The sequence below is a fragment of the Sunxiuqinia elliptica genome (assembly GCF_900113005.1).
In the GTDB taxonomy this organism is placed as follows: Bacteria; Bacteroidota; Bacteroidia; order Bacteroidales; family Prolixibacteraceae; genus Sunxiuqinia; species Sunxiuqinia elliptica.
This window is the reverse complement of sequence record NZ_FONW01000002.1, coordinates 687,030-701,208: the sequence shown is the minus strand read 5'-3', so window position 1 is coordinate 701,208 and position 14,179 is coordinate 687,030. Positions and strand designations below refer to the sequence as shown.

At 43.6% G+C, this 14,179-nt stretch carries 7 protein-coding genes; 3 read left to right on the top strand and 4 right to left on the bottom strand.

The features are described from left to right. Nucleotides 1-92: 92 nt before the first annotated feature. The 4 genes from BM156_RS07710 to BM156_RS07695 form a co-directional block, all read right to left on the bottom strand. On the bottom strand, nt 93-743 hold the full coding sequence (locus tag BM156_RS07710) for a TorF family putative porin (RefSeq protein WP_093919248.1): 651 nt from the start codon (nt 741-743) through the stop codon (nt 93-95). A gap of 398 nt (nt 744-1,141) precedes the next feature. Further along, complete coding sequence (locus BM156_RS07705; protein WP_093919247.1) at nt 1,142-2,776, bottom strand: ArnT family glycosyltransferase; 1,635 nt, start codon at nt 2,774-2,776, stop codon at nt 1,142-1,144. Nucleotides 2,777-2,848: 72 nt separating this feature from the next. After that, nucleotides 2,849-4,513: an ArnT family glycosyltransferase gene (locus BM156_RS07700; protein ID WP_139218230.1), complete on the bottom strand. Its 1,665-nt coding sequence runs from the start codon at nt 4,511-4,513 to the stop codon at nt 2,849-2,851. 56 nt (nt 4,514-4,569) lie between these two features. After that, nucleotides 4,570-6,195 (bottom strand): ArnT family glycosyltransferase, encoded by a 1,626-nt coding sequence (locus tag BM156_RS07695; protein WP_093919245.1) that lies wholly within the window; start codon nt 6,193-6,195, stop codon nt 4,570-4,572. Nucleotides 6,196-6,415: 220 nt separating this feature from the next. Here BM156_RS07695 and argH point away from each other — a divergent pair, with 220 nt between their 5' ends. From argH to BM156_RS07680, 3 genes are all read left to right on the top strand, one after another. Continuing rightward, entirely contained in the window at nt 6,416-7,747 is a 1,332-nt protein-coding gene (argH, locus tag BM156_RS07690; RefSeq protein WP_093919244.1) for an argininosuccinate lyase, read from the top strand. Between the two features lie 321 nt (nt 7,748-8,068). Further along, nucleotides 8,069-12,592, top strand: a complete 4,524-nt coding sequence (gene gltB, locus BM156_RS07685) for a glutamate synthase large subunit (protein WP_244525719.1) — start codon at nt 8,069-8,071, stop codon at nt 12,590-12,592. Between the two features lie 46 nt (nt 12,593-12,638). Then, nucleotides 12,639-14,057: a glutamate synthase subunit beta gene (locus BM156_RS07680; RefSeq protein WP_093919242.1), complete on the top strand. Its 1,419-nt coding sequence runs from the start codon at nt 12,639-12,641 to the stop codon at nt 14,055-14,057. Nucleotides 14,058-14,179: the final 122 nt, after the last annotated feature.

Below are 14,179 nucleotides of genomic sequence, written 5' to 3'. Positions count from 1 at the left end.
TCTCACATAAAAATTTCTCATTCTTGTTTATGTAATTTTTGAATGAAAAATTTCATGCTCGTTTCATCCTGGTTATTTTTGAGTTAATTACCTCATAAAGAAAGGCTAACCACAATATGGAATTGCTCAGAAGATGGATTCAGAATGGCCGCTCCCGACACTGGAATTGAAAAGGAGTCTGTTATTTTCAGCTCTTTGCTTGTCCCAATTCCGATATTGCAGACATTAAAATCACCATCCATGGTGTAAGCTCCGTCGCCTGCTCCAAGAGTTAAAGCCACCGAACCAAGTTCGAGTCCGGCTTCCAGGTACAAATCACTCACGTCCGTAGCGTCGGAGCCAATCATATAAGCTCCCGCAAACGAAAAGGTCCCTAGCTCAACGCCTAACATCGGCTCAAAGAAATGAGCATCACCATCAAAATAATTGGTTCCCGGAAAGTAGTAGTCCGTAAGCGTCACGGTTAACACCGACGCATCCCCCAGATCAAAGCCATAACTGGCATACAGGTCAGCCTCCGCCGCTTCATCATCGGTAAATCCATAAGAGCCCCAAGCCCCAATGGCAAAACCGCCGGTACTGTATTCAGCCCAAGGCTGCACAGCAGGCCCTGTTCCAAATTTAGTTCCACGCCACACATAGCTCGATACAAAATCAGCTCCAGTGTCCCATCCTTGTGCCTGTGTATTTAAAGACAAAGCTCCGGCCAACAAAAAAAAGAATACAGTCAGTGTTTTTCTCATGATGTTAAAATTTTAGGGTTTGTTTAAAATTTTGCTTTGCTCTAACGTCTTATCCCAGAAAATGCTCTTTTTTCTGAACTACCCCCCTTTTTTCGAGGAGCAACACTTCAAAAGTATCGTCATTTTAGAACACACCCCCTAAAAACAAAGCCCAACACTGACAAATTAATATATTTTTAACAAACACCCCATCAGAAAGACACCTCATCGAGAAAAAAACTAACTTTTTGCCAAACCACCCCCTATTTTACCATAGGAATAAAAAACAAGAAGCCGTTTTTCAATGAAAAACGGCTTCTTGTCACTTCCTCTAACTTGATTTAGAGCAAGCAAAAGTAATTCGGATCTATTTTTTATAAGGTACTCCTTATGCTTACATCAGTTATTCTTTTCGAAAGCTACTTGAGTTTTACCAAAAAAGTAGTCCCCAAAGATCGTTCACGAGATGATGGATTAATAAACTGGATACCTGTTCGATACACGCCACGGTGCTTAAACTCATAAATGGTATCAACAGGAACCTCAAGCGCCTGAATATCCTTCAAGCCCTTCTCATAACAGAAGATCCACGAGTCAGGATTCGCTGTCACGACTTTTAATTCAGTTGAATCTTCGATCAACTCAACCTCATCACGTCCATAAAAGAACAATTCAAACTGCTCGTAATCGTAATTATACAACCTGGCATCAGCATCGGCCTTCTCATTAAACACTCTTGTCGCCACAATCGACGATTGGTATTGAAAGATATAGGGTAAGATATGCGCGTTCAGGAAAAAGCTCAATAAAGTAATGACCAACATAGATGGTGCAAAAAAGCGGATCGCAGGAGTTGATCCTTGTTTATAGATGAACCAGGTTCCCACAAGGCCAACGACAATCAAACCCCAATACGCAAATTGTTTCATGGGGAATAAGTAGCCCACAAACAACATCAGGCAAACCCATAACAAAACGACAATTGCCCCTTGCAACTTGGTCACCACCCGATAAAGGCCTGTTTCAGGCTTTTCCAAAAAGTAATTGAGCCATTTTGCCAGCAAAACAGTCAGCAAAGGCATAATGATTAAAATATAGTTCGGCGATTTTCCCCGGGCTACCGAAAGGATTAAAAAGAATAACCAAATTCCGCCATGCAGGAAATAATCCGCTTTGTTTGCCTTTCGCCCAGCCAGACTTTTAAACTCAAAGAATATGGCAAAAAACAAAACAAATCCCCAAGGAGCAAAAATGTAAAGCAGGGTATGCAGGTAAAAGAAATAGTCGGTATTTGTACTTCCCACATAGGTTCCTGCAATCCGACCAAAGTTATTGGTCCAAAAGAAGAACTCAATCCCTTCAAGCCCAAATTGATTATACAAACCATAAAAGGCTGGGATTGCCGTTACAAAGGTAATCAGCAGCCCCAAGATCCATTTTGGATTGAACAGCTCGCGGTATTGTTGATTAAACAAGAGGTAGGAAATAACAGCCAAGGCAGGCACAAACAAGCCAATGGGCCCCTTGGTCATCACCGACAAACCCACACCGAAAAAGCCCAGCACAAAGTTAACAGCCTTCTTGCTCTTTAAGTATTCATGCAGCTGCCACAAGGCAAAAGCCATATTCGAAAGCAATACCACATCGGTATGTACATCAACACTATATAAATAATAGATTTCGGAGAAGCCCAATAGCAAGGCTGCCAGCTTACCAACCTGCTTACTATACATGCTGCTTCCGAGTTTGTAGACAAAAAACAATCCTAGCAAACCATAAAGAACCGGAAAAAGCTTGAAGCTAAAGTTGCTGATTCCAAACAGGGCATAGCCCAAGGTGGATAGCCAAAACAAGAACGGAGGCTTCTGGTCGTAGGCATCACCATGAATTGTCAGGTTGACAAAATCTCCTGAATGATAAATATTTTTGGCAATTGCAGCATACTTTGCAGCATCTCCGGCTACATCAACAAACAATCCCACTAGATAAACGATCGCAGCAAAAGCAATTAGAATCTTAATTATCAATTGATCTTTTGAATTATTGGTAAGCATATTTCTGGCAATACTTTTATGGTTTGTAATTAACTCGTTTAAAATTGTCTTTCTAATTCTCTGCAGATCGCTCTACTTATTAGTTACAGCGACAACTTGCCCCCGGTTACGATCAACAGTCTGCGTAAAAATCAATAGCTTTTCTTCCGGCTCAAGATTTCCCCTCGAAATCTGATACTCCAGTTGCAGCTGATCTCCAACAGCCAATTCCTTATCAGCACTAAAATTGGCCAAGGGAATTTTATCAATCTCATCGCCTTTTTGCATATAACCAATAGCAGGCTGTGACGGATGATCCAAATAAATCGGATGATCAGCATGATTCGCCAACACCATCTTCACCTTGATTACGGTTGGAGTATAGCTCACATCCTCAACGGCCACATCCAATTTTTTCAATGACTGAAAATCAGGGCTAATACTTGTTGTTACTCGTTTTCCATTGGGCAGCTGAATCAGGTTATCATTTTTCATGCGATCCGGAATCACTACAAACAGCGAATCTCCTTCACCATAAACTTCATCATCCCACAAATCAAACTGCGTGTAGCGGTATCCTGGAATTGCCATATGCACTGCTTCCTCGCCAGTGTAAAACTCATACATCCCCGGAGAAGCCCAGTTGTTAAAGAAAGCAACTTTACGGCCATTAGCCATTTCCTGGATCTTCTCGGAGGTAGCTTCCCGGTTATAAAAAGCCAACTTAATCATGCCAACATTGGGAATAAAATTAGCAGCCAGATAAAATCGGAAAATAAAAAAGATGACCACCACCGGCAAAGCCAAGCGTTTAAACCATTTCTTCAGAGCCGGATTATCGGTAATCAGCGGATAAGCTGCAATCATCAACAATGGCGTAATGGCCGAGGTCCAGTGAGCTTCAATCCGATTCCAAAAACTCATCACTAAAAGAACCACATAAAAGCCAACGATGGTAAAAATCACCGCTCGCCGAAACACATCTCCGTGCGTTTTAAATTTCTTCAGACTATATAAAAGTAAAACCCCAGTTAATGGGCCAGCCACCAATAATTGGTTAATGATATTATCACCAAAGTATTTCAACTGCAAAGGCTTTGAACGCCCCATCAAATGGTATTTAAAGGTGGGGAAATCGTTACTGATTTGCCAAATGATATGAGGCAATAGCAGCACCACTGCACCGATGACCACCGCCCAGAAATACTTATTCTTTAAAAGCTTCAGGTTTGATAGGACAATTAGTCCCAAAACTAAAAAGGCATGATACTTACTGTAAATCATAGCCGCTGCCAGAACAGCTAACCAAGCCGACAACTTCCAGCCTGGCTCCTCAACAAAGCGACGGTAAACCAGGAAAAACAGCAAGGTAAAGCAAACCAATGGTGTATCGGGTAAAGCTAAGAAACCGGCAATATGCGTATGAACCAATGGAAACGACATCATGAAAATTCCCAGAAAAACAAAATCCTTCTTTTCATTTAGCTCATTCATCACCAATGCTGCCGTAAAGGTCGATAGCAAAATGGAGAAAAAGCGTGCCCCCAACTCTCCGTGCACAACTGAGTCTCCTAAAAAAATTAAGAAAGCAGCCATTGGGGGATGGTCAAAAAATCCCCAATCCAAATGACGTGAGTACAACCAATAGTACGATTCATCAGCATGCATTTCTGTAAAAAACGCCTGCACAAGGTTGATCAGCAACCAACCCGCCAGCAAGAAGTAGTGCTTTCGCTCGAGCTTATCCAATAGATTCATAATAACTTGATTAACATGAGTAGGCAATAACTCCCTTCACCCTAAGAAATGGTCAACTATTTTAGCTTCACCAAAAATAAAGGCTTCAGAGCTTCATCCCGTCTACCCGGAAGAATGAACTTTCCTCCACGGTTCAAATACAAGTGCCTGTATTCTATAATTGTGTCTGTTTTTGCATTTAATCGTTCCAAGTCCCCCACGCCAACATCATCCGTAAAAATCCAGGAACCGGGTTCTTGTGCAACTTGCTTCAACTGATCAAGACTTCCAAGTTGAAGAGCTTGCGGATCGCTATAAAAGAACAGCTCATACTGCCTGTAGCGATAATTATATAATTTCTCGCCCTCTGCTGCATGCTCGGTATAATAGCGCGCTGCTTTCGGAGGTGCCTGATGTTTAAAAATAAAGGGGAACACCGAAGCGGTTAAATACAACATCAATCCAACAATCACAATGGTTGAAGGCAACAACAAGCGAGCAGCTTTACTTTTAGCCTTTTTATAGACCCAAAAAGTTAGCCCACCCATGATTAACCATATCCCCCAGAAGATTGGATTATGGTGTGGGAACAAATAAGCGGTCAAGCCCAGCACCATTACCCAAAGTAAAGCAGTAACAATATTCTGGGTTACAAAAAACCCTTTAAACAAACGGTCTTTCTCTCGAATGGCAATCTCAATCCACTTTGCTGTCAAGACAGCAATTAATGGAAAAATAACAAACATGTAATTGGGCAACTTGCTTCGCGACATGGATATAATCAGAAAAAACACCCAAATCCCTGTTAGGGTGAAATACTCTGTCGCCTTAAACCGCGCCCGGAAAAGCTGTTTAAACTCCAGAAATGCTGCCGCAAAGAACAACAAAGACCAAGGTAAAAACAGGTAAGCCAGGTTGTGTATATAAAAGAAGTAATCCGTATTGTTTGCACCAACATACTCTCCGGTCATCCGCCCAACATTGTTTTTCCAAAAGAAGAACTCAATGCCTTCCCATCCAAACTGATTAAACAGGCCAATTAACGCGGGGCTGGCAACTACAAAGGCCCACACCACCCCCAGATACCACCGGTAGTCAGTCAGCGATTTAAAGTTCCGGCTCAACAACAGATGCCCACCAACAGCAAACCCGGGAATAGCCATTCCGATAGGCCCCTTGGAAAGCATGGCCAAACCAATGGCTCCAAAGCCCAACACACAGTTTATTGTTCGTTTTGTTTTGATAAAGTCATACAACTGCCAAAGCGCAAGTGCTACAAAAGCCTGCAACGGCGTGTCGGTATGAATATCCATACTGTACAAGCAGTACATCACCGAAAAGAACAGCAAGCTTCCGGCAATAATCCCAGTATCCTTATTATACATGCTCCTCCCCAAACGGTAGGTCGAATAAATTCCCAGCAAAATAACAAGGAACACAGGAAACTTAAACCAGAAATTGGATACCCCTCCAAGCTGAAAGCCTAGTGCTCCCAACCAGAACAACATAGGTGGCTTCTGATCGTATGGCATACCATGCACGGTCAAATTGACGTAGTTCCCGTTTTCAAAAATCTCTTTCGCAACAGTAGCATACTTACCAGCATCGCGGGTAAAATCAATAAAAAAACCAAAAAAATAACTGACTAATGCAGTTATCACCATCGCTATAAAAATGCGTTGAAACAGTTTATCTTGTAGCATAATGCCTGTTAAAATATGGCCGTCGATTCAGACCGGTTTTACAACTGGTAAAGTTGGCATTTTTTTTATTATTAGTAAAGCTTTCTTCCCCCGTGACAAGAGCACTTCCCAATAATGTTTCCAAAATCAGTATCTTTGGTCAGATTTTTTTCATTTTTTAGAACAACAAAAACGCCTACACGTATCTCGCTTACCACAGGCTTATAAAAATACATACATCATGAAACTTTGGGATAAAGGCATACCTGTAAACAAATTAATTGAAGATTTTACTGTTGGACAAGACCGGGAACTTGACTTATACCTGGCTCCTTTTGATGTCTTGGGCTCCATGGCCCACATCACTATGCTCGAGTCAATCGGATTGCTCGAGAAAGAAGAACTCCCCAGCCTGCTGAATGAGCTAAAAGCCATCTACAAGCAAGCTGAAGATGGTCAGTTTGTTATTGAAGATGGCATTGAGGATGTGCATTCACAAGTGGAATCCATGCTCACCGAAAAGCTTGGAGATATGGGGAAAAAGATCCATAGTGGCCGCTCAAGAAACGACCAGGTACTGCTTGACCTGAAATTATTTACCAGAGACCAAATCCGCCAGTTGGTTGATGCAACCAACGACTTGTTTAAAACCCTACTTAGCCAAGCCGAAAAAACAAAAGACCAACTGATGCCCGGCTACACCCATTTACAAGTTGCCATGCCTTCTTCATTTGGACTTTGGTTTAGTGCTTATGCCGAAAGTCTTGCCGATGATTTGACCCTGATGCAGGCGGCATTTAAAATCACCAATCAAAATCCACTGGGATCGGCTGCAGGCTATGGTTCATCATTTCCACTTGACCGGCAAATGACCACCGACCTGCTTGGCTTTGAAACCATGAACTACAATGTTGTTTATGCCCAGATGGGACGTGGGAAAATGGAAAAAACTGTTTCATTTGCGATGGCTTCATTGGCAGCAACCTTATCCAAGCTAGCTTTCGATGTGTGTCTATTTATGAGTCAAAACTTCGGATTTGTAAGCTTACCCGACGAGCTAACAACCGGCTCGAGCATTATGCCACACAAAAAGAACCCGGACGTTTTTGAGCTCATTCGCTCTCATTGCAATAAAATTCAAGGACTTCCGAACCAGATAACACTCATGCTCAACAACCTGCCAAGTGGTTATTTCAGGGACTTACAAATTATCAAGGAAGTTTTCCTGCCTGCTTTTGAAGAACTTCTAAGCTGTATCCAGATCGCTAACTTTGCCTTAGGCGAAATGAAAATCAAAGAAAATATTCTGGAAGATGATCGTTACCGCTACCTCTTTAGTGTAGAAGATGTTAACCGATTGGTTCAGCAAGGTGTTCCATTCCGCGATGCCTACATCCAGGTGGGTAAGCAAATCCAACAAGGGGACTACCAACCAAGCCGCCAAGTTAACCATACCCATGCCGGTAGTATTGGCAATTTATGCCTTCCGGAAATCGAACATAAAATGAAGCAAGTCATTGATTCATTCAACTTTAAAGGAATGGATTCTGCCCTAAAACAGTTGTTGCATTAAGCAACAACTGTTAATTAAACGTTATTTCTAAATCACCCTCCTTCGCTGTCCTCCTCCTCTCCTCCCCACTAATTCTCTTGACTTTCACCCGTTTATAAAATCAAATTCAATTTACAAAGGAAAACTACCATGTTATCCAGCATATTAAATAATGCAAAAAATTGGATGTTATCTGCTTTTTAGCTATTTTTGCTTTCACTTCATAAGTTTTTTGTGGGTTTTGCTTAAAAATTTAAAGTAACCAGTCGTTGCTTCAAACCGCTCGTGCTGTGCTTTGCTGCGAAATCGCAAAGGTTGGGAGAAAAAATTTAAAATGAATAAATGATGCAGTTAAGATTTCCAAAAGCGCAGGGACTATACAACCCTGCAAACGAACATGACAATTGTGGGATCGGATTTGTCGCTCATATCAAAGGACAAGCCTCTCACGATATCATAACCAGAGGCCTTCGGGTATTAGAAAACCTTGATCACCGGGGAGCAACAAGTGCCGACAATGCCACAGGAGATGGCGCTGGTATCCTGATGCAGATTCCCCACGAGTACATCAAGTCGGTTTTAAAGATTGATGTACCCGAGCAAGGACAATACGGAACAGGACTTATTTTCCTTCCTCAACAAGAAAAAGAAGCATCGAAATGCTTGGACTTGTTGACCCAATACATCCAAGAAGAAGGCTTAGAGTTAATTTGTTACCGCGATGTTCCAATAGATACCTCTGCCCCTGGCGAAATTGCCAAACGGACAGAGCCGAAAGTGAAACAGGTATTTGTAAAAAGCAACTTGGAACCTGAAGCTTTGGAGCGTAAATTATACATCGTTCGTAAGCTAACCGAAAAAGCGGTTGCCAATTCCAACTTAAAATACAAGGAAGCTTTTTATCAGCCCAGTTTCTCTGCTCGTACAATTGTTTATAAAGGAATGCTTACCCCTCACCAACTAAGCGAGTACTTTAAAGACCTTCAACACGAGAAATTCAAGTCGGCGATTGCCTTGGTACACTCTCGTTTTAGTACCAACACGTTCCCAACCTGGGATTTGGCTCAACCATTCCGGATGATTGCTCACAACGGAGAGATCAACACCGTAAAAGGAAACCGGAAATGGATGGAAGCTCGTGAAGCTCTGTTGAAATCAGAAGTTTTTGGAGAAGACCTGAAAAAGATCTTACCAGTCATTGAAGACAGTAAATCCGATTCGGCATCGTTTGATAATGTACTGGAATTCTTACATCTCACCGGACGCTCACTGCATCACGCCCTGTGTATGATGATTCCTGAATCGTTCAACGAAAAAAACCCAATTCCTGAAAGTCTGAAAGCATTCTACGAGTACCATTCAACCATTATGGAACCTTGGGACGGGCCAGCCTCCATGGTTTTCTCTGATGGCCGCTACATTGGTGGGACACTCGACCGGAATGGACTTCGCCCTTCACGCTATGTCATTACAAACAATGACCTCATTGTTATGGGCTCAGAAGTAGGCGTTCAGCAATTCGAACCTCAAGAAATTAAAGAAAAAGGACGACTTCGTCCCGGAAAAATATTATTGGTTGACACCCAGCTGGGAATCATTATTCCTGACAATGAAGTGAAAAACCAACTCAGCAAGCGCAATCCTTATGAAATGTGGTTAAAAGAAAACCGCTTGCGCATGAAGGATATTAAAGTAAAGCAGCGGGTTCCTTCTGAAATTGATTCGTTTGAAACCATGGCCAAAGTCTTCAACTATTCAAAAGAAGATATGTATGAGCTGATTCAGCCGATGGCCACCGGAGCAGCTGAACCAACCAGCTCGATGGGGAACGACACGCCCCTGGCCGTATTTTCAGAAAAGCCTCAACTGTTTTTCTCTTACTTCAAACAAATGTTTGCCCAGGTTACCAATCCGGCAATTGACCCAATCCGGGAAGGGCTGGTCATGGCTTTAACCAACTACATTGGGTCTTTAAACTCAAACATTTTAACTGAAACTCCTCAACACTGTAAGCTGATTAAGTTTGATGATCCCCTGATTACCAATACCGACCTCGGCAAGATCAAAGACCTGAAGGATGAGATGTTCACCCACAAAACCATTCCAATGGTTTTTCCTGTCAAAGGAGGCTTCAAAGCTTTTAAACAAGCTTTTGACAACATGTTGGAAATGGCCGAAAAAGCGGTGGATAACGAAAAGAACTTCATCATTCTGTCCGACCGAAAAGTGGATGCCGAGCATGCTCCAATTCCTTCTTTACTGGCGGTAGCAGCGGTTCATCACCACCTGATTTCGAAGAAAAAGCGGATGCAGGTTGGAATCATCGTTGAAACAGCCGAAGCTCGCGAGATTAACCACTTTGCCTTATTGTTAGGCTATGGTGCCAGCGTCATTAACCCATACATGGCATTTGCAGCTATCGACCGTTTGGTTAAAGAAGAGAAAGTACAAATAGAGTACAAGACCGCCCGGAAAAATTACATCAAGGCCGTTGACAAGGGCTTATTGAAGATCCTGTCGAAAATGGGAATTTCAACCCTGCGCTCCTACCACGGAGCTCAAATGTTCGAAGCAATGGGGGTCAGCCGGGAGTTAATCAACAAGTACTTTACCGGAACAGCTTCTCGCCTGAGTGGCATTGGCTTAGAAGAAATTGCTGAAGAATACAGCCGCTTCCACCGCATAGCCTACCAAAGCTCCAATACTCCAGAAAAATTCCGTTTTGAAAACTCAGGAGTTTACGCTTGGAGAAAATATGGCGAGCACCATGCCTGGAACCCAGAAGCCATTGGCTTATTGCAATGGGCAACCCGAACCAACGACTACAGCAAATACAAAGAATACAGTGCACTTGTCAGACAGGATAACAAAAAGCCTGGATTTATTCGTGGATGCTTCAAGTTTAAGCGCAATCCAATTCCACTAGACCAAGTGGAACCGGCTGAAAACATCATGAAGCGCTTTGTTACCGGAGCCATGTCCTATGGCTCAATCAGCAAAGAAGCCCATGAAGCCCTGGCCATTGCCATGAACACCATTGGTGGACGAAGCAACACCGGTGAAGGTGGTGAAAATCCAGAACGTTTTGGCACCCTTAAACAAAGTTCGATCAAGCAAATTGCTTCCGGACGTTTCGGGGTTACCAATAACTACCTGACCAATGCAAACGAACTTCAAATTAAAGTATGCCAGGGAGCCAAACCTGGTGAAGGAGGACAGCTTCCAGGATTTAAGGTCAATAAAATTATTGCCAAAACCCGGAACTCAACTCCAGGAATTACACTAATCTCACCACCGCCACATCACGACATTTACTCAATCGAAGATTTGGCTCAACTAATCTATGACCTAAAAGTTACGAACCCTTCGGCTAAAGTTTCAGTAAAACTCGTTGCTGAAAACGGTGTAGGAACCGTTGCCGCAGGTGTTGCAAAAGCCTTTTCTGACCTAATTATTATTTCCGGAGGTGAAGGTGGCACGGGAGCCAGCCCGGCCAGCTCAATCAAACATGCCGGACTTCCCGTTGAAATGGGAATCGCTGAAACTCAACAAACACTGGTAATGAACAACCTGCGCGGACGTGTAAAGCTACAGGTTGACGGACAGCTAAAAACCGGAACCGATGTTGTTTCAGTAGCCTGCTTGGGTGGTGAAGAATTCGGTTTCTCCACTTCAGCACTGATTACCATGGGATGTATCATGATGCGTAAATGCCACATGAATACCTGCCCTGCCGGAATTGCCACTCAGGACAAAGACTTGAGAAAACGATTCATCGGTAAAGCGGAATTTGTCATTAACTATTTCCGTTTTGTTGCTGAAGAAATCCGGGAGCACCTGGCCGAAATGGGCTTCTCGAAATTTGAGGACATTGTTGGACGGAGCGACCTATTGGAAGTTGATGAAACAGCGACCAACTGGAAAATGAAAAACATCGATTTCTCGGAATTACTCTACTTGCCAAAAGAAGCAAAAGAGTACGATATCCGGAACACGCATCCGAACTTGAAGTCGATTGAAGATCATTTGGATCACAAGCTGATTCGCGATGCCAACAAGGCCATCAAAGGCAAAGAAAAGGTCTGGATTTCACATCCAATCATCAATACCGACCGAACCACAGGCGCCATGCTTTCAGGTGAAATATCCAAGCGCTATGGCGAAGAAGCCTTGCCTGAAGATACCATCAGCTGTACTTTCCACGGCACTGCCGGACAAAGTTTCGGGGCCTTTTTGGTCAAAGGAGTAACTTTCCGCTTGGAAGGTGATGCCAATGACTACATTGGAAAAGGCTTATCGGGTGGTAAACTGGTGGTGGTCCCACCAACAGGATCAACATTCAAACCCGAAGAAAACATCATCATTGGAAACACCACCTTCTATGGAGCGACCAGCGGTGAAGGCTACATCCGCGGAGTTGCTGGCGAGCGCTTCTGCGTGCGTAACTCGGGAGCCCAAACGGTTGTTGAAGGCACGGGTGACCACTGCTGCGAATACATGACCGGAGGCCGCGTTGTCGTTCTCGGAAAAACAGGACGGAACTTTGCAGCTGGTATGAGCGGCGGTATTGCCTACGTGCTCGATGTTGATGGCGACTTTGACTACTACTGCAACAAAGGGCTGGTTGAACTGTCGGCAGTAGAGGACAGAACCGATATTGACGAACTACAGGAAATGATCAGCAAGCATCTCTTATATACACAAAGTTCTTTGGCGGCAAAAATTCTGACCAATTGGGAAGAGTACCTGCCACGATTCGTAAAAGTCATTCCTTTCGAATACAAGAAAGTATTGGAAGAAATGAAACTGAAGGAACTGGAACGCAAATTACAGTTAACCGAAGACGATCCTTCACGTCACGAATAAGGAAAACAAAGAACAATTTGAAAAACAAGAAAAGATTTAGAAGATTATGGGAGATCCAAGAGGTTTTATAAAAGTACAACGTAAAGAGAGCGGCTACCGCGCTCTAAACGAAAGAATATATGACTACGGGGAAGTTGAGCAGACCCTGAACGAAGAGGACAGAAGGGAGCAAGCTTCGCGCTGTATGGATTGCGGCGTACCATTCTGCCACTGGGGATGCCCGGTGGGAAGCAAAATTCCGGAGTGGCAGGATGCCATCTACAATCGGAACTATGCTGAAGCTTACGAAATTCTGAATTCTACCAACAGCTTCCCGGAAATGACTGGACGCGTTTGTCCAGCTCCTTGCGAGAAATCATGCGTACTGGCAATCCACAACGAAGCGGTTACCATTCGTGAGAATGAAGCTTCAACGGTTGAAAAAGCTTTTGAACTGGGCTTGGTCACGGCCAACCCACCAACAGTTCGGACCGGGAAAAAAGTGGCCGTCGTAGGTTCTGGGCCAGCTGGTCTATCAGCAGCCGATCGCCTGAACAAAGCCGGACACGAAGTTACTGTCTTTGAAAAAAGTGATGCCATTGGCGGTTTGTTACGTTATGGTATTCCCGATTTCAAACTAAACAAAGGAATTATTGACCGTCGTTTAGGAATTTTCCTCGAAGAAGGAATCATTTTCAAACCAAGCACTACGGTTGGTAAAGACATTTCGGAAAAAGACTTGTTGGCCAACTACGATGCTGTTCTTTTAGCTATGGGAGCAGAACAACCACGCGACTTGGCAACGGAAGGACGCGAGCTAAAAGGTGTTCATTTTGCCATGGAGTTCCTAACTCAACAGAATAGAGTTGTTTCCGGCAAGAAAGTCGCAGCCAAAGATCGTATTTCTGCCGAAGGCAAGCATGTACTAGTGATTGGTGGTGGTGATACAGGATCCGACTGTGTTGGTACTTCAATTCGCCAGAAAGCAGCCAGCGTAACTCAAATTGAGATTATGCCGAAACCTGCCGAAACCCGTTCCGAAGATAACCCTTGGCCTTACTGGCCAACCACTCTTCGCACGTCCAGCTCACACATGGAAGGCTGCGAACGGAGATGGGCGCTTTCAACCAAACGCCTGATTGGTGAAAACGGCCAGGTAAAAGAAGCTGAAGTAATTGAGGTAACCTGGGACAAAGACAAGAACGGACGTTGGTTAATGAACGAAGTTCCTGGCACCGAAAAGATCATCAAAGCCGAATTGGTTTTATTATCTATGGGATTCACCCAGCCGGTGCATCAAGGCTTACTAGAAAACCTGGGCGTAGAATACGATGCTCGTGGCAATGTAAAAGTTGGCAAGAACAAACAAAGTTCGATTGACAAGGTATTTGCTGCCGGTGATGTTGAGCGTGGTGCCAGCTTGGTGGTTCATGCCATCCAGTGCGGAAAAGATGCCGCAGCTGCCATCGATGAATATTTAAGCTAAAATTACTTAACTCGTAATATCCACTAAAGGCCTCGCAAAATTTTGCGGGGCTTTTGTTTTTAGCATCAATCGTTATCCAGGCATCGTGCCAAGGAGCGATGGCCTTGCCTGAAGCCTGCAAC